Origin of the sequence: uncultured Marixanthomonas sp. (assembly GCF_963974425.1) — a bacterium.
Lineage (GTDB): Bacteria > Bacteroidota > Bacteroidia > Flavobacteriales > Flavobacteriaceae > Marixanthomonas.
The window spans coordinates 1-17,760 of record NZ_CAXBCK010000048.1; the positions used below are offsets into that span (position 1 = coordinate 1).

Sequence of the window (17,760 nt, forward strand, 5' to 3'; positions counted from 1 at the left end):
GCAGAAAGCGAAAGATAAAAATGATCCATTCCGTTTAATGGGCTTTGGTCACCGTGTATATAAAAACTTTGACCCGAGAGCAAAAATAATTAAGAAATCTGCAGATGAAGTATTGGCAGATCTTGGAGTAGAAGATCCAATATTGGAAATTGCAAAAGGATTGGAAAAAGAAGCTTTAGAAGATTCATATTTTGTTGACAGAAAATTATACCCGAACGTAGACTTCTATTCAGGTATTATTTATAGAGCTCTAGGTATACCTACTGAAATGTTTACAGCTATGTTTGCATTAGGTCGTTTACCAGGTTGGATTGCACAATGGAGAGAAATGCGTTTACGTAAAGAACCAATTGGTCGTCCAAGACAAATATACATTGGTGAAACACATCGTGATTTCAAACCAGTAGAAAAAAGATAAGAATCACTTCTTAAAATAAACAAAGCATCCTCATAAATTGGGGATGCTTTTTTATATTTGTAATATGATCAATTTAAACATTAAAGACGAAGTATCTCGCCTTCGGGCGGTTGTATTAGGCTCAGCAAACAGTAATGGTCCAGCACCTACATTAGACGAGGCCTACGATCCAAAATCGAAAGAACATATTCAAGCAGGTACGTATCCTAAAGAAAGTGATATGATACATGAGATAGAAGCTGTTGCCAAAGTATTTGAAAAATATGACGTAAAGGTTTATCGCCCCGAAGAAATTGAAGATTATAATCAGATTTTTACGCGTGACATAGCTTTTGTTATTGAAGATAAGTTTATTAAAGCCAATATACTCCCAGATCGTGATCAAGAAATCGATGCCATAAAGCATGTGATTGATCAAATTCCTTCAGAGAATGTAATCAAGTTTCCAGAAGATGCACATGTAGAAGGCGGCGATGTGATGCCCTGGAAAGATTATATTTTTGTGGGTACCTACCGTGGAGAAGATTACCCAAAATATATCACGGCTCGCACTAATATGAAAGCGGTAAAACATCTTCAAGAGTTGTTCCCCAATAAAAAAGTGAAATCGTTTAACCTTCGGAAATCTAATACCGAGGCTAAAGACAATGCACTGCATTTAGATTGCTGTTTTCAACCTTTGGGAAATGGAAAAGCTATCATTCATAGAGAAGGATTTTTAGAAGAAGAAGAGTATCAGTGGCTGGTAGATTTCTTCGGAAAAGAGAATTGCTTTCATATTACCAAAGACGAAATGTACAATATGAATAGCAACGTGTTTTCTATTTCTCCGGAAGTTGTTATTTCAGAAAAAAAATTCACACGTCTTAACACGTGGTTACGCGATCAAGGTTTTACCGTAGAAGAAGTTCCGTATGCCGAAATTGCCAAACAAGAAGGTTTGTTGCGTTGTAGCACGATGCCTTTAATACGGGAGTAATGTAATTTGCTGTCACCTTTCCCGACCAAAAAGCTAAATCTAAGTAAAAACCATATAGTGGTGCTTTGCGTATATTTAGTATTATGAGAGGTATATTATTGGTAATTTTAATCAGTTTAGGATGTTGTGATGTTTTTTCACAAGGAAAAATCGACGGATTTTACCGAGGAATAGGAAATACAACCCTAACTTTAGGAGCCGGTTTTGAGGATAATAAAGATTATTTAGCGGGCACTGACGAGACCGATATTTCTCGAAAACTCTATTATGTAAATCTCTTTGCAGCCTACGGAATTACAGAAAACTTGGATGTAAATGCTTCGCTACCTTACATTGAAGTAGATGCCAATAAAGACATTCAAGACATCGCTTTTTTTCTGAAATATCGCGGATATAAAACAGAATTCACAACATCAAAACTAGAACTTAGTATTGCAGCTGGATTCTCTACACATGTTTCAGATTATAATGTTGGCGGGTTGAATGATATTGGTCAACAAGCCACTATAATCGAAACAAGGGCCATGGCGCATTATCAAACAAATGAAGGATGGTTCGCGACCCTACAAAGTGGTTTTTCATTTAAATTAGAAGAAGTTCCCAATAGCTTACCAATAACTTTTAAAGCTGGACAAGCCTTGGATAAGTGGTATTACGATGTGTATTACGATTACCAACATTCTTTTGGTGGAATTGATTACCTAGAAACTCCACCACCGCAAAACTTTCGTCGTTTTGGAGTAGATTACCATAAAATTGGCGGAACAGGGTATCGTTCGTTTACAGATACTTTCGGTGCGTATGTTAGTGTTTCATATGTTTTGGGTGGAAGGAATATATTTCAAGGTCCCGGATACGGAATTGGTGTGTCTGCAAATTTTTAAGGTAACTTCTTTTCTATAAAATACTTTAATCAAGTAAAAATTTCCGTCTAAAAAACCTTAATTTTGCAGCCTAAAACAATACGTTATGCAGCAAATAACCGATACTATATTGATGATTCGCCCAGTTGCCTTTCGAATGAATGAGCAAACGGCGGTAAATAACTATTTTCAAGAAGAAATTGATCTTGAAAATGCTAAAGTAAACGAAAAAGCTCAACAAGAATTTGATGCTTTTGTTGAAAAGTTGCGTAATGTTGGTGTAAACGTTATTGTTGAAGATGATAAGTTAGAACTGGACACCCCAGACTCTATTTTTCCGAATAACTGGGTAACCTTTCACGAAAATGGCGATATCGCTTTGTACCCTTTATTTGCAAAAAATAGACGTAAAGAACGTCGTGAAGATGTAATTGAACGTATAGAAAAGGAAGGATTCAAAATTAAAAACGTAGTAGATTATACCGATGCTGAAAACGAAGGTTTTTATTTAGAATCGACCGGAAGTTTAATTTTAGATCGTGTTAATCAAAAAGCATATTGTGCGTTATCTCCTAGAGCCGATGAGCAATTATTAATCGAGTTTTGCGAAGACTTTGAATTCACTCCTGTAATTTTCACTGCCAATCAAACAGTTGATGGAAAACGTGCTGCGATTTATCATACCAATGTAATGATGTGTTTAGCTGAAAACTTCAGTGTTATTTGCTTAGAGACGATTGATGATGCTAAGGAAAAGAAGAATGTAGTTCAACATTTAAAAGATGATGGGAAAGAAATCATCGCCATTACCGAAGCCCAAATGCACAACTTTGCAGGAAATATGCTTCAGGTACGAGGGACAAACGATAAAAAGTATTTAGTGATGAGTGCAGCAGCTCATAAAAGCCTTACTGAAGATCAAGTTTCAGCAATTGAAAAGCACTGCGAAATTTTAAGTACTGATTTGACTACGATTGAAACATGCGGTGGTGGAAGTGCCCGTTGTATGATGGCTGAAATTTTTCTTCCGAAGGAATAAATAACTACTCTTTTTTGTGACTGGCTAAATCCCGAAGCCACAAACCAATCATTACCACCATAAGCAAGCTTAGCGGTAAGGAAGTGATAATCAATAATTTTTGCATAGCAATTAACACATCGCTATCTTCTTTTGCGTGACCTAAAAGCACTATTCCTACTGAAAAAATGATTAAAATTACGCCCCAAAGTAGCCGTTGTTTTTTACTTGGGTTTTGACTGCCTTCATCGGTAAACATGCTTAATACATAAATAGCCGAATCAACAGAAGTCACTAAAAAACTAACTAGTAACAAGATAACAACTGAGTTGATAAACGCAGTAAGCGGATAAGTTTCAAAAAAGACAAAAATAGAGGTAAAAACATTGTCAAATTCCCCGGAATAACTTCCCCATCCCGAAATCATATCAAAAGCAGATTGTCCAAAAGTAGTAAACCAGAAAAAGGTTCCTAATGAGGGGATGAGTAATACACCTATAATAGTTTCGCGTAACGTTCTTCCTTTTGAAATTCGTGCGATGAAAATTCCAGTAAACGGAGCCCATGCCAACCAAAAAGCCCAATAATAGTACGTCCAGTCGGTTAAAAATTCAATTCCTGGATCGAATTTCCCAATCGCCAGGCTCATAGGTATAAAGTCAATTACATATCGATATATTCCAGTTGCTAGTTGCTTTACAATTAAGACCATATCACTCTGTGAAAAAACAAATAGCAGCAAGGCAACAGTTATATAAATGTTTATTGTAGAGATACGTTTAATGCCTTTTTCAACACCACTTAATGCAGAAACCAATGCTAAAATACCAATGCCAATGACCAATGCTATAATCAGTTGATAACTGAAATCAGCTTCAAATAAGTGATCTAAACCGCCTTTAATTTGGGAAGCACCTAATCCCAATGCAGCTACCAACCCAAAAATAGTTGTTAAAATGGTGAGTATATCGATACTTGCAAGAAACCCCTTCCCTTTTTTCTGAAATAAGGAAGAAAAAGTACTACTCGTCGCTACAGTTTTATTTTTATGAAACACGGCATATCCAATAGCCAATGCAAATACGGCGTAAAAAGCCCAAGCTGTAAATCCCCATTGATAAAAGGTAAATTCTAGCGCAATCACTTCCGAAGAAACACCTGTGGAAAGGGGTGGGTTTTGCTGCATAAATACCGGTTCTTGCACTGCCCGCAATAAAATTCCTGAACCCATTCCAGCACTATACAACATAGCAATCCATGGCAGACGTTTAAAAGCTGGTTTTTTATTTATGTGACCTAACTTATAAGTTCCCCAAGGGGAAATGACGATTGCTATTAATAAAAGCACACAGCCTAGACCTAGATATAAATAGAAAGAGCCAAAATGATTACGTACCCAAATGGATAAACTTTCAATGAGGGCGTATGTTTCAATAGTTTTTATATATAGAAATAGGGAAAATAGTAGCAATAACCCCAATGAAATACTGAGAAGTTTATTCTTTTTAAATATGCTGAAAATTTTCAAAACAGATTGTGCTTATACAATAGTACAAATCATTTTTTAAAATGCTATTTATTCTGTCTTGGCAATATTGTTTATCATTCCGCTAAAAATAAAATAATGAAAAGGCAACATCGTATACCAGTATAACCGTCCCCAAAGTCCTTTTGGCCTAAAGGTGGCGGTTTGGTGTAATACATTGTTCTCGTCAATACAGAAATCTAGCCACGCTTCCCCAGGGACTTTCATTTCAGCAAAAAGTAAAAGTCTTTTTTCTTCTTTATCTGCATATAAAACACGCCAAAAGTCTAATGAATCACCAGCGTAAATTTTATTAGGGTGGGTGCGACCTCTTCGTAATCCTATTCCACCAAATAGCTGATCTATAAAACCGCGTACTTTCCAAAGCCAGTTTCCGTAATACCAACCGCGAGTGCCGCCAATAGACCAGATGTTCTCTAAAACAGCCTCAGGATTTTTAACTTCAATTGATTGTTCATCTTTTAAACAACCAAATGTGGGAACTTGAATGTACCCTTTTAAATTGGAAAGCCTTCCAGCAACTAAAGAGTCTTTCCAACTTGATATTACGAGGTTTTGTTCAATTTTTATGAATGCATTCTTAATAGCTTCTTCATACGTAATAGGTTGTATATTCAATATTTCTTGCAATTTATTATCGCGAGCTACAACTTCATGACGCATACTATCCACTAAATTAACTGCTAATTTGTATGTGGTAGAAGTAACAAAATACAGCCAATAAGAAGATAACCGTGGTGACATAACTGGGACCGAAATAATCCATAACTTCAACTTTCTAACCTTTGCATATTTTAAAAGCATCTGCTTGTATGTTAAAACATCGGGGCCACCAATATCGAATGATTGATTGTAACAGGCTTCCTTTAAAAGTACTTCAGATAAAAAGGAAATCACATCTCGAATGGCAATAGGTTGTATTCGAGTTTTTAACCATTTTGGGGCAACCATGATGGGTAGCTTTTCACAAAGATCACGGATAATTTCAAACGAAGAACTTCCACTGCCTACTACAATTCCAGCTCGTAAAACCGTTAAATTGTAATTGCCTTCATAAAGTATTTCTTCTACCTTTTTTCGGGAAGATAGGTGTTTAGATAAGGTGTCTTCATTTACAATTCCGCTTAAATAGACAACGTGTTTAATAGAAGTTTCAGCAAGATACTTGTTGAAATTTTTAGCGGCTTTGGCTTCCAATTCATCAAAATCGTTTGTGGAAGCACTCATAGAATGTATGAGATAATATGCAGCATCAATATCTTTCGGAAAGTCAGCAGTATCGACGTCCTTTAAAAAGTCAACTTCATAAAAACTAACCCGTTTGCGGGTTTCAGGATCTAGAGGAATTCTATTTTTATCACGTACACAACAAATGACTTCGTGCCCTTTTTCTAATAAAGAAGGAAGCAAACGTAAACCTATATAGCCGTTAGCACCGGTAAGTAGTATTTTCAATCTTTTCTTTTTGTTTAAAGATAGTTGTTTTTTGTTAGACAAGAATATAAAGGTTCGTTAATTGCTTAATTTTAATGCTATCTTTATAGCAGTAAACCAAATTATATGAAAGTTTTAAAACTGATTCTAATTGTAGTAGGCATTTTATTAATTGTTTTTGGCTTATACAATGCGTTTGTCCCACAGGAAGTTGTAGATATTGGTCCGTTAGAAGTCTCAGCAAAAGAAGGTTTAAACAACCAAACCCTTGCAATGATAGCATTAGGTGTTTTGGCTTTGTTAGCTGGCGTGTTTGTTAAAAATAGAAGGTAAGGTATTACAATTCTAAATTTTGTATAATTAGTATTACTGCACTGCTTATATATTCTATTCCTATTGAAATAACGATAAATCCAACTATTCTCGATATTGCATTAATCCCCGAGGCGCCCAATAGCTTAGTTAAATAAGGTGCGAACCTAAGCATTAAAAAAGTTGCGAATCCTACAGCTAGAACGGCTAAAAGAATAAGTAATATTTCACTGGTTTTACTGTATTCTTGGTTATAGGTAATTAAAATTGAAATAGCACCCGGTCCAGCGAGCATAGGAATGGCCAGTGGAGTTAATGATATTTTTTCTCTGTTACTTAGGTCTTTCTTAACCCTTTTGTTCTTCATCCCTTTGTGCTTAGAAAAAGTTCCGGTTAATAAAGCAAAACCGGACGATACGATAATCATTCCGCCGGCAATTCGTAAGGCATTTAAACTAATGCTGAAAAAATCTAGAATATACGTTCCTGCAAAAAAGCAAATAATTAAAATTACAGTCGTATTTATAGCAGTTAGTAAAGAGGTTTTATTGCGTTCTATTGAAGTTTCATCACTTGTTAATCCTACAAATACAGGGACTGTCCCCAGCGGATTTATCACCGAAAATAAAGCGGCAAATACATATAAAAATAAGTCCATCGTTTTTTTTGCAAAGGACAGACGATTTACCTTCATAGAGTTTACCAAATGTTTAAATAAAGGTTGTAAAATGTGAAGTTATAAATCTTCTAAACGGGTAGGCGAGGCTTTCGCTTTAGCAGCTAATACTTTGTTCATAAACTTATGTGTGGCTTTGTCTTTAGCTTCTACTTTTACAAAATAGTCATCTCGATAAATGGAATACTCTTCAGCCTTACCTTTGTATAAAGAAAGTTTGTAATAAGGAATTACTAAAATGTACGATTCTAATAACGACCGAAACCCTACGAGAATTCCATTGGGCCGCATTTCAATGTTGCATTGATTTCGATTGTTATCCAAGATTAACAAATTATGAATTTGAACACTCGTTTCAGTAATAATAAGTTTTGAGGAGCCAATACCACCAAGTTGCAGTCGTTCCTTAAAAGTAAAAGGTTTACCAACTTCAGCTTCAATCTTTTTCGTTACTTGTTTATTATTGTATGAGACGTTGAGGAGCACTTTTTTCTTTTAAAGATACACAATTTAAAACTTCGATTTCAACTTTAACTTCAGCTTTAATTTCTCATTAAAAAACTATCTTTGCACCTAAAATTAGACCTATGCAACTTCAAGAAGTTTTATCTGCTGAAATTAAGAAAGCAGTGACATCAATTTTCGACGCTAATCTTGAAACTGTGGAATTTCAAGCCACACGTAAAGATTTTGAAGGCGATATCACTGTAGTGGTATTTCCAATGCTTCGGGTGGTAAAAGGAAATCCGGTGCAAATTGGAGAAGCAATAGGAAATTATTTGGTTGAAAATGTAACGGAAGTTTCAAAATTCAATGTGGTAAAAGGGTTTTTAAATATTGTTTTGAGCGATGCCTACTATTTAAAATTTTTCAACGATGTATCTGATTTTTCTTCCTTCGGAAAAGAACCACAAGGAGACGATGCAGTCTTGGTTGAATATTCCTCGCCAAACACCAATAAGCCATTACATTTAGGACACATCCGAAATATTTTATTAGGTTATTCCGTAGCTGAAATTTTACAAGCCAGCGGAAAGAAAACCTATAAAACCCAAATTATAAACGACCGAGGCATTCATATTTGCAAAAGTATGTTAGCTTGGGAACGATATGGTGATGGTGAAACCCCTGAATCTACAGGGTTAAAAGGGGATAAGCTGGTAGGGAATTATTATGTTCGGTTTGATAAAGAATATAAAAAAGAAATAGCTCAATTACAGGCAGAGGGAAAAACCGAAGAAGAAGCAAAAGCCGAAGCCCCTATTTTAAAAGAAGCGCAGCAAATGCTTCAAAAGTGGGAACAAGGTGATGATGAGGTGGTAGCCCTTTGGAAAAAAATGAACGGCTGGGTATACAAAGGGTTTGAAAAGACCTATGATGCTTTGGGCGTTGATTTTGATAGCTATTATTATGAAAGTAACACCTATTTATTAGGAAAAGATAATATTGAAGAAGGCTTAGAAAAAGGGGTTTTCTTTAAAAAAGAAGATGGATCAGTTTGGTGTGATTTAACCGATGAAGGATTAGACGAAAAACTAGTGTTACGTGCTGATGGAACAGCGGTGTATATGACGCAAGACATCGGTACCGCTATTCAACGTATAAAAGACCATCCAGATGCCAGCGGAATGATCTATACCGTAGGTAACGAACAAGACTATCACTTTAAAGTATTGTTTTTAATCTTAAAAAAATTAGGCTATAGTTGGGCTGAAAACCTCTATCATTTAAGCTACGGAATGGTAGACCTTCCTTCAGGGAAAATGAAAAGTAGAGAAGGTACGGTTGTAGATGCAGATGATCTTATTTTTGAAATGGCCAATACCGCCGGTAAAATTTCAGAAGAATTAGGAAAGATTGATGACTTTACAGATGCAGAGAAAAAAGAATTGTATAAAACCATCGGTCTCGGTGCGTTGAAATACTACATATTAAAAGTAGATCCTAAAAAAAGAATTTTATTTAACCCAGAAGAAAGTGTCGATTTTCAAGGAAATACGGGACCTTTTATTCAGTACACCTACGCGCGGATTCAATCAATTTTACGAAAAGCGGATGAGGTTTCGACTGAGCTAAATCTGACGGACATTACTTTGCACGAAAAAGAAAAAGAATTGTTGAAACAACTACAACTGTTTCCTGAAACTGTGCAAATGGCCGCAGAAAACTTCAGTCCGGCATTGATTGCTAATTATACATATGATTTGGTAAAAGAGTTTAACTCCTTCTATCAAAACGTTTCTATTTTGGGGGCTGACACCAAAGAAGAAAAACGGTTAAGAGTTCACTTAGCCGATGCGGTTGCGAAAGTAATTAAGACCGCTTTTTCATTATTGGGAATAGAAGTGCCAGAACGGATGTAAGTTGTCCTTTTAAAACAATACTTGTAATGAAATATTAGGTGTAAGCCCTAACGATATTTCTTCCACTTGATTAACGCGGCTTTCACCATTTTCATCAGTATCTAGAGCATACCGAATGTTCAATGTATTTTCCTTGTTTAAAAGGTTGAGCACAGCAACATTGATTTTAGCATCTACATGTTGAGAAATTCCCCAAAGGTATTCAGCTGAAAAGTCAGCTCTAAAATAGTCGGGAAGGCGCTCATTGTTGGGGGTATCATATTGTATCGTATCTTGACCACTCACTTCAATAATTTCCTCACCAAGAACAGGGATGGTATATGGTTTTCCACTATGCCAATTGATGCCCAGAGCCAGTTTAAACTTGTTTAAAGAATAAGAACCAGCAACGGTTGCCGAATGCCGAATATCAATATTGTTTGGAAATTCCGAAGGGATAAGCGTTTCAAAAGTATAATCGTTTTGCATAAACAAGTAACTAACCCAAGTGCTAAATCTTCGTGCTTTTTTATTAAACACAAACTCTAGTCCGTTAGCCGTGTAATTCCCAGTTGCTCTAACAAATTGAAACTGGTTTTGAAATCCTTGATTAGAAGTAGTAATTCCTGAAACTTCTTTGTAGAATCCTTCTAGCGTAATCAACCAATCGTTTTTATTATATCCAAAACCAAGAGAAGCCTGTTTGCTTTCAAGAATGGGAACGTCGTCATTATTGGCCAACACCCACCGTCTTTTTTCAACCCCCAAAAAATCACTTTCAAAATCGATGCGTTGAGTAGTCGTCTGACTTTTAAATTCACCCATTGCTTCAACTGAAAACCCATTGCCCAACTTTTGGTGGATGCTCAATCTGGGTTCTATTAAAAACTCATCGAACTTGTCGAAATAGGAAGCTCGTACACCAGCATTGATAACGGTATTTTGTTGGTTAGGTGTATAAGTTACATTTGAAAAAACAGAATGTGTGTGCAAAACCTCTTTATTATAGGTTCTAAAGCGAGGAATATTTACATCTTGTGTGTTTCCGATACCGATTTCTGAAAATTGATACCCAGATTTTAGTTTAATTTTTTCAGAAAAAGTGAAACGCGAATCAACCTTTGCCCCATCTTCTAACACTTCGTTTTCCTGAAATTGCTGTTGGGTGGTAAAAAGGTCTTTGTTCGTAGCATTTAATAGATAATAAGAACCATAAAGCAAAGCTGTTGTTTCAAAACGGTCACTCCAGTTCCGGTTCCAAGAAACACCTCCAACAAGGCTTCGTTGTTGCAATTCACTGGTTTTTGATTGATTGGAACCGTCAATACTTTCAGTAAAGTCTAACGAGTTGTCTATGGTTAAGAAATTGATACGAATGGCATCATTTTCTGAAATATCCCAAAGTAGTTTCGTGCTAAAATCATAGAAGTTGAAATCTTCATCGGCATTAATCTCCGTTTCATTTTCAGGGTTTTCAAGATTTGTGATTTCGGTATCCTGAAAAATACGTTCAGAGTACGTATTATAAACTGGGGTTTCTAAAAAAGAGAGTGAATGCCTGCCTGAAATTTGAATACTTGCTCTATCAGAAAGAGGAATATCAGCAAATGCACTTCCATTAATTAAATTTAAGCCTACACCTCCTGAAAAATCTTCAGTTACCGTATTTTTTGAACGCATATCGATCACCCCTGAAACACTTTCGCCAAACCGAGGCGGAGTACCATTTTTATAAATGGAAACCTGTTTGGTAAGGTCTGGGTTGAAAGCAGAAATCAATCCGAAAAAATGACCGCTTTGATACATTTTTATATCGTCCCAAAGCAATAGGTTTTCGTCGTGAGTTCCGCCACGAATGTTGATGTTCGATATGGTTTCATCTGCACTTTCCACACCTGGCAAGGCTTGCGAAATCTGTAAAACGTCGTTCTCCACTTGCCCTGGTAACAACCCGAAATTTTCGGTGTTTAATGTAATTGAACCATTGGTTTTTTTACTGACTCCCTGCACTAAATACGTCTGAATATAAATCTCGTCAAGAGCTGTAGATTTTGAGTGGATCATAATCGTTGGACATGCTGCACTCAATTGATTTATTGAAAGGTTTATGGTATGATAACCAAGGTGACTAATAGTAATAAACCCATCAGAAGGAACTTTTTTGGGAATTGAAAAAAAACCTTCCGCAGTACTTACTGTTGAAAAATTAAAGTTTTTTACAACTATATTGGCTCCTTCTAAAGGTTCACCGGTTTCAGCAGCGGTGATTCTTCCGCAGTAATTGCTTTTCTGTTGCCGTGATACTATGGTTACATATCTATCGTCCAATAATGTAAACTGTAAAGAAGTTTGATTGTTCAATTGAGCAAGGACTTCTTGAAGCGAATCGGTTTTTTCAGGAACTGTAACCGATATATCTGAGATTTCATCTGGAACATAGGAAAAACGGATATTGTGCTGTTCTTCCAATTGTTGTATAACTGCAAACAAAGATTTCTTTCCTTCAGTCTGTCCAAAAATAGAAAGACTAAAGAAAAAACATATGATCAAAACGAATGGAAGCGCTTGGTTACTTGTTTTTCGTTGCATATATAGTTACCTGGTCTTTTTCTATCGTATAGGTTAGGTTTAATGGGTCACAAATTAATTGTAAAGCAAGGTCAAGATCGTTATGGGTAAAACTACCCGAAAATCGCTTATTTTTTAAATCTTCAGATGCATCTATGGTAATTGTATATTGCCTTTTTAATTCGTTCAAGACGGTTTCTAACGTTGCATTTTCAAAGCTACTTTCATTGTTAATCCAAGAGGGTGCCTCTGCAATACTTTGATGCTCTGTTACTATGTTGCCATTTTTTATTTGTAAGTTTTTACCAGCAGATAGTTTAATAAGGGTGTCGTTAAAGGCAACGCTTACCAATCCTTCGTAACAATTTACTTGTAACTTTTTATCACGCGCAAATACGTTAAACTGTGTTCCTAAAACGGTCACAGCTCCATTTTTAGTCTGTACGGTAAACGTATTTCCTTTGGTTACCTTAAAATAAGCTTCTCCATCGAGTTCTAGTTCTCGGTTATTGTCCCACTTGTTTTTATTGTATTCAATAGTAGAATTAGCGTTTAATGCAACTTCAGAACGATCTGGTAAACTGAAGTTTTGTTTTTCGGCAACTGAAGTTGAAATAGTAGTTCCTAATGAATCGATGTATAAATAACCAGCAAATAGCACAGCAAATACAGCGGCTATCTTTAAAACTGTAGCCCAAGGGTTTAATTTTTTAACCTTTGGTTTTTGTTTTAATTTTTCAGAAATAGCGTTAAACGTCGCTTCTTCATCAAAGTTTGGCGTGTCGAAACCTTGGGTGGTTTTGGCAATTTTTATATAAGATGCATATTCAGGATCGGCCTTAAGCTGCTCAATTTCTTCTTGAGTAGCAATGCCGTTCAGGTAGTTATGCAATGCGTAGTCTTTTTCCATAATAGTACGTTTCAACAGTAAAACAGCTTAATTGTATTTTACCCTACTTTAAATATCACCTATTTCTTCCCGAAGCGATTTTAAAGCTAAACTCATTCGTTTTTCAACCGCTTTTACTGAAATATCCAAAGCTTCGGCAATCTCCTTATATTTTTTTCCTTCAATTCTGTTTAATAAAAAGGCGGTGCGCTGAGCTTCGGTTAAATTGGCGATAGCATTTTGTAATTTTTCGTGATATTGCTTTTCTTCCAACAAAAACTGAGGGGATTGGTGTTCCACTTTGTCGGGTTGATGTTTGGCATGTTTCAACACTACCTTTTTATGGGCCACTTCATTCAAAAAAGCATTGTTGGTGATGGTGTATAAAAATGATTTTGCTTTATCTACCGGTACTTTTGCACAGTTTTTCCAAAGTTTTATAAAGGCATCTTGTACCAAATCTTCCGCCTGTGCCTCGTTACCACATTTAAAATAGATAAACCGCCAAATAGCCTTTCCATGCTCCTTATATACTTTGTTAAAAGTATTTTCGTTGCAAATTGTAGTATTTTTATCCATATATAAGTAGCTGTATGCCTGTCAAATATATTCAAAAAAAAGTTTTATAATCAAGGTAGGGTATTTTTGTACTAACTTGTTTCACTTACACAAACCGAACGTAACCATGAAAAGAAAAATTACTTTATATACCTTTTTAATCCTCTGTTTTGGGTTGTTTCTTACCTCTTGTCAAAAAGAAGAAGCAGAGTTTATTGATGAGACTGACCAAGATGAAACCATTACGTCAAATTCAACATTGGCCAATCTAATGATACGCACTTCCCAAAACCCAGGAAGTAATGATGATATAATAGATGGTAACAGTTGTACACAAGTTAAGTACCCTGCTACCGTAATTGCGAATGGACAGAAAATAGTACTGGAAAGCGAAGCCGATATTCCTTTAATTCAAGCTATTTTTGATCAATTCCCCAACGATAACGATACGCTTGAAATTGTATTCCCTATAACCCTTATTCTTCAAGATTTTTCAGAGGTTGAAATCAATGACCAAGCAGAGTTAGATGCGCTTATTGCAGTTTGCCAAGGAGAGTCTGAAATAGATTGTATAGATTTTGTATACCCAATTACCGTATTTACCTATAATTCCAATGACGAACAAACTGGAACTGTAACTATTGATAATGATATTGAATTATACTTACTGTTGTTTAACCTAGATGGAGATGATATTATTAGCATCGATTTCCCTATTTCGGTAGTATTGCAAGATGGAACTACTGTTGAGGTTAACAGCAACCAAGAATTGGAAGATATCTTGGTCAATGCAGATTGTGAAAATGAAGGCGAAGGTGACCTTAGTGAATTTGAAGAAAACCTAACCACCGGAAGTTGGTATGTAACGTATTATTTTGATGATTTCGATGAAACTAACGATTTTGAAGGGTATGAATTCACCTTTGCCACTGATAGTACCGCACAAGCAACAAACGGTACGAATATAGTGCCTGGAAACTGGAAACTGACTACAAGCAGTACACCAGAATTAGAACTTTTCTTCGGAACAAGCGACCCTTTTGATGAATTGGACGAAGATTGGGAAATTATTGAAGGTACTTCAGAACTCATACGTTTAAAAGATGTGAGTGGCAGTGACGGAAGTGTAGATTACCTAACCTTTGAACGTAACCCAAACACTGGCGGCAATAATGAAGAGGTAAACATCTTAATTGAAAACCTAACCACAGGAAGCTGGTTTGTCACTTTATTTCAAGATGATGGTGATGATGATACAACCGATTATGATGACTATGAATTCAGCTTTTTTACAAATGGTTCAGCAACAGCTGTAAGTTCCTCTGAAACGGTAAATGGTTTCTGGTCTATTGAAGATGATGATAATGGTTTAGAGCTTATTTTAAACTTTGAAAATTCAGGAAGCGATGATCCTTTTGAAGATCTAAACGACGATTGGGATGTGTTGGAATCTTCGCAAGTGATCATTGGGCTGAGTGACGAAAGCAGTGGCGGAAGTGAAACAGATCTTTTGACTTTCGAGCGTGAACCTAATGGAGGTGGTGGAGGAAGTGACCCCGACCCACAAGAATTGAGAGATATTTTACAAGCTGGAACTTGGTATGTAGATACATTTTTAGAAGATGGTGATAATGAAACCAGTGTGTTTAACGGTTACGACTTTACATTCTTTTCAAACCAAACGGTAACTGCAACCAATGGTTCTGAGAATGTAGATGGAATATGGATTGTTTCGGTTGTTGGAGAGGAGTTAAATTTTGAATTTGACATGGACAGCCCAATTAACGATGCTGATGACGATGATTATAAAGTGCTTCAGTTTTCTGAAACCTCAGTAACATTTATTATCCGTGATAGTGATGGGAATATTGAAGACACATTAACTTTTAAAAAGAATTAATAACTCAAAAAAAATTAAAATTATGAAAACTATAAAAATGAACATAACAAATATTCTTACAATCATTATGTCTGCAGCATTAGTAGCTAGTTGTTCTTCAGATGATGATAATGATGACATCAATAATCAAAACGATAGCGCGGATCAAATTACAGAAATTGCACAAAACGGAACATGGGAGATTACCCAGTTTATAGACTCAGGTGATGATGAAACATCAGACTTTAGCGGTTTTGTCTTTACGTTTAATACCGATGGGACGGTTATAGCAAACAGAGGTGAGTTGTCTGTTTCAGGAACTTGGTCTGTAAATGACAGTAGTAACTCATCAGATGATGACGATGGCAGTTCTGATGATGTAGACTTTAATCTCTTTTTTGATGTCCCGGAAACTAACGATTTTGAAGATTTAAACGATGATTGGGACCTTGTTTCTGCAACAAATTCAAGAATTGAGTTAATTGATGTAAGTGGTGGCAATGGTGGTACGGATACTTTAGTTTTTGAGAAGATTTAACACCTAGAGTTTTTTTGATTTTTGTTTTAAAAACCATCCTTATTTAAAGGGTGGTTTTTTTATAATATACTTTTTCCTGAAAAATAAGGTAGGGTAAATAACAAACAAACTGTTTTACTAATACAGAACCCTAAAAATAACCAAGATGAAAAATGTAACCAAAAAAATACTAGTAATGGCATTTGTGGCTTTTGCTTTTGCAGTGAGCTCTTGTTCAGAAGATGACTCCACGCCTTCAGACCCAACAAACTCTGAAGCCATAGAGCAAGACTCGGAACTAGCCAATTTGATACAACGAACTTCAGATAATAACAATAGCGATTCGATAGATTGTATCGATTTTGTGTATCCTTTAAACTTCTTTATTTACAATTCAGACAATGAACAAACTGGTACGCAAACAGTTAATAGTGATTCAGAGTTGCTTAGTTTTTTGCTTTCTTTAGAGTCGGGAACTTATATTGAGTTAGATTACCCAATTTCAGTAGTACTAAAAGATGGTACTGTAGTAGAGGTAAATAGTAATGTCGAATTACTTACTTTAATAACTAATTGTACTTCAAACGGCGATGATGATATCCCAACTGACTTTGTAGATAACCTAACTTCAGATTCTTGGTATGTAACTTATTTCTTTGATGATACCGATGAAACTTCAGACTTTGACGGTTATGAATTTACATTCGCAACCGATAGTACAGCTCAAGCAGTAAATGGGGCAATTATAGTTGATGGAACCTGGGACTTAACGAGTGGTAGTACACCAGATTTAGAACTTTTCTTCGGTAATGATGATCCCTTTGATGAATTGGACGAAGATTGGGATATTATAGAAGCCACTTCAGAAATTATAAAACTGAAACACATAAGCGGTGGCGATGGTAGCGTGGACTTTTTAACCTTTGAGCGAAACCCATCCGGTGGAGGAGGCGGAGGTAATGGTGATACAGCAGCCTTTGTAGATAACTTGACAACAAATAGTTGGTTTGTAAACCTTCTGGAAGACGATGGTGATAACGAAACCTGCCATTATGTAGCGTATGAATTTACATTTAGCAGTGATGAAACAGTAACTGCGGTAAGTGATAACAATACCGTAAATGGAACCTGGGCTGTAACAAATATCAGTAGTGGCATTGATTTGATATTGAATTTTGAAATTACAGATGAAGACGATCCCTTTGACGATCTAAATGATGACTGGGACGTAGAGGAATTTGATGACAATATTATAAAGCTTTTTGATGTAAGTGGCGGGGATGACAGTACCGATCTTTTAAACTTTGGAAGAAACCCTTACGAAGACTGTAATGGTGGAGGCAATACAGATGATCTAGAAAGTATTTTACAAGATGGTCAATGGAGCGTAGGTAGTTATATAGATGATGGCGATGATGAGACCAATGATTATAATGGCTACGCTTTTACCTTTAATGCAGATGGAACAGCCGTTGCTGAAAGTAATAGCGATACAGTTAACGGAACTTGGGCTGTAACAACTAGCGGTTCAGGACTTGATTTAGTGTTGAATTTTGAAATAGATAATGAAGACGATCCATTCGATGATTTAAATGACGATTGGGATGTAGAGCAATTTACAACCATTCAAGTTGATTTAAAAGATGTAAGTGGAGGTGATGGTAGTACAGACCTACTTACATTCGTTAAGCTGTAAGCCTTTTTTGCCCCTAAAAAGAAAAGCCTTTCCAAGTTTTGGAAAGGCTTTTTCAATTTAAAGTA

At 36.0% G+C, this 17,760-nt stretch carries 16 protein-coding genes; 9 read left to right on the forward strand and 7 right to left on the reverse strand.

Annotated elements, in window-relative coordinates; all coding sequences use genetic code 11:
- The 4 genes from AACZ92_RS13270 to AACZ92_RS13285 all read left to right on the forward strand — a co-directional run.
- The coding region (locus AACZ92_RS13270) for a citrate/2-methylcitrate synthase (RefSeq protein WP_339702179.1) at positions 1-418 on the forward strand (418 nt) is incomplete at its 5' end.
- Positions 419-482: 64 nt separating this feature from the next.
- A complete protein-coding gene (locus AACZ92_RS13275) occupies positions 483-1,397 on the forward strand; it encodes an arginine deiminase family protein (RefSeq protein ID WP_339702181.1) in 915 nt (304 codons plus the stop codon).
- 83 nt (positions 1,398-1,480) lie between these two features.
- Complete coding sequence (locus AACZ92_RS13280; RefSeq protein WP_339702183.1) at positions 1,481-2,281, forward strand: transporter; 801 nt, start codon at positions 1,481-1,483, stop codon at positions 2,279-2,281.
- 85 nt (positions 2,282-2,366) lie between these two features.
- A complete protein-coding gene (locus tag AACZ92_RS13285) occupies positions 2,367-3,299 on the forward strand; it encodes an arginine deiminase-related protein (protein ID WP_339702185.1) in 933 nt (310 codons plus the stop codon).
- A 4-nt stretch (positions 3,300-3,303) separates the two neighbouring features.
- On the opposite strand, the gene AACZ92_RS13290 is transcribed toward AACZ92_RS13285, so the two are convergent.
- Both AACZ92_RS13290 and AACZ92_RS13295 read right to left on the reverse strand, forming a co-directional pair.
- Complete coding sequence (locus AACZ92_RS13290) at positions 3,304-4,806, reverse strand: BCCT family transporter (protein WP_339702187.1); 1,503 nt, start codon at positions 4,804-4,806, stop codon at positions 3,304-3,306.
- Positions 4,807-4,854: 48 nt separating this feature from the next.
- Complete coding sequence (locus tag AACZ92_RS13295; protein ID WP_339702189.1) at positions 4,855-6,279, reverse strand: SDR family oxidoreductase; 1,425 nt, start codon at positions 6,277-6,279, stop codon at positions 4,855-4,857.
- 105 nt (positions 6,280-6,384) lie between these two features.
- Here AACZ92_RS13295 and AACZ92_RS13300 point away from each other — a divergent pair, with 105 nt between their 5' ends.
- Positions 6,385-6,591: a hypothetical protein gene (locus AACZ92_RS13300; protein WP_117157660.1), complete on the forward strand. Its 207-nt coding sequence runs from the start codon at positions 6,385-6,387 to the stop codon at positions 6,589-6,591.
- 4 nt (positions 6,592-6,595) lie between these two features.
- Here AACZ92_RS13300 and AACZ92_RS13305 read toward each other — a convergent pair whose 3' ends face one another.
- Together AACZ92_RS13305 and AACZ92_RS13310 are read right to left on the reverse strand one after the other, a co-directional pair.
- Positions 6,596-7,228 carry an NAAT family transporter gene (locus tag AACZ92_RS13305; RefSeq protein WP_339702192.1) on the reverse strand — a complete coding sequence of 211 codons (633 nt, stop codon included), beginning with the start codon at positions 7,226-7,228 and terminating at the stop codon, positions 6,596-6,598.
- 78 nt (positions 7,229-7,306) lie between these two features.
- Positions 7,307-7,732: a hypothetical protein gene (locus tag AACZ92_RS13310; RefSeq protein WP_339702194.1), complete on the reverse strand. Its 426-nt coding sequence runs from the start codon at positions 7,730-7,732 to the stop codon at positions 7,307-7,309.
- A 101-nt stretch (positions 7,733-7,833) separates the two neighbouring features.
- On the opposite strand from AACZ92_RS13310, the gene argS reads away from it, so the two are divergent.
- Complete coding sequence (gene argS / locus AACZ92_RS13315; RefSeq protein ID WP_339702196.1) at positions 7,834-9,609, forward strand: arginine--tRNA ligase; 1,776 nt, start codon at positions 7,834-7,836, stop codon at positions 9,607-9,609.
- A gap of 9 nt (positions 9,610-9,618) precedes the next feature.
- On the opposite strand, the gene AACZ92_RS13320 is transcribed toward argS, so the two are convergent.
- Genes AACZ92_RS13320 through AACZ92_RS13330 form a run of 3 tightly spaced genes read right to left on the reverse strand, consistent with a single transcriptional unit; the run spans position 9,619 to position 13,624 of the window.
- A complete protein-coding gene (locus AACZ92_RS13320) occupies positions 9,619-12,177 on the reverse strand; it encodes a carboxypeptidase-like regulatory domain-containing protein (protein ID WP_339702198.1) in 2,559 nt (852 codons plus the stop codon).
- Positions 12,158-13,066 (reverse strand): FecR domain-containing protein, encoded by a 909-nt coding sequence (locus AACZ92_RS13325; RefSeq protein WP_339702199.1) that lies wholly within the window; start codon positions 13,064-13,066, stop codon positions 12,158-12,160. The genes AACZ92_RS13320 and AACZ92_RS13325 overlap by 20 nt, the downstream gene beginning before the upstream one ends.
- 48 nt (positions 13,067-13,114) lie before the next feature.
- Complete coding sequence (locus tag AACZ92_RS13330) at positions 13,115-13,624, reverse strand: RNA polymerase sigma factor (RefSeq protein WP_339702201.1); 510 nt, start codon at positions 13,622-13,624, stop codon at positions 13,115-13,117.
- A 106-nt stretch (positions 13,625-13,730) separates the two neighbouring features.
- On the opposite strand from AACZ92_RS13330, the gene AACZ92_RS13335 reads away from it, so the two are divergent.
- From AACZ92_RS13335 to AACZ92_RS13345, 3 genes are all read left to right on the forward strand, one after another.
- Entirely contained in the window at positions 13,731-15,503 is a 1,773-nt protein-coding gene (locus AACZ92_RS13335) for a hypothetical protein (RefSeq protein ID WP_339702203.1), read from the forward strand.
- A 22-nt stretch (positions 15,504-15,525) separates the two neighbouring features.
- Complete coding sequence (locus tag AACZ92_RS13340) at positions 15,526-16,020, forward strand: hypothetical protein (protein WP_339702205.1); 495 nt, start codon at positions 15,526-15,528, stop codon at positions 16,018-16,020.
- 145 nt (positions 16,021-16,165) lie between these two features.
- Complete coding sequence (locus tag AACZ92_RS13345; RefSeq protein WP_339702207.1) at positions 16,166-17,695, forward strand: hypothetical protein; 1,530 nt, start codon at positions 16,166-16,168, stop codon at positions 17,693-17,695.
- Positions 17,696-17,760 lie beyond the last annotated feature (65 nt).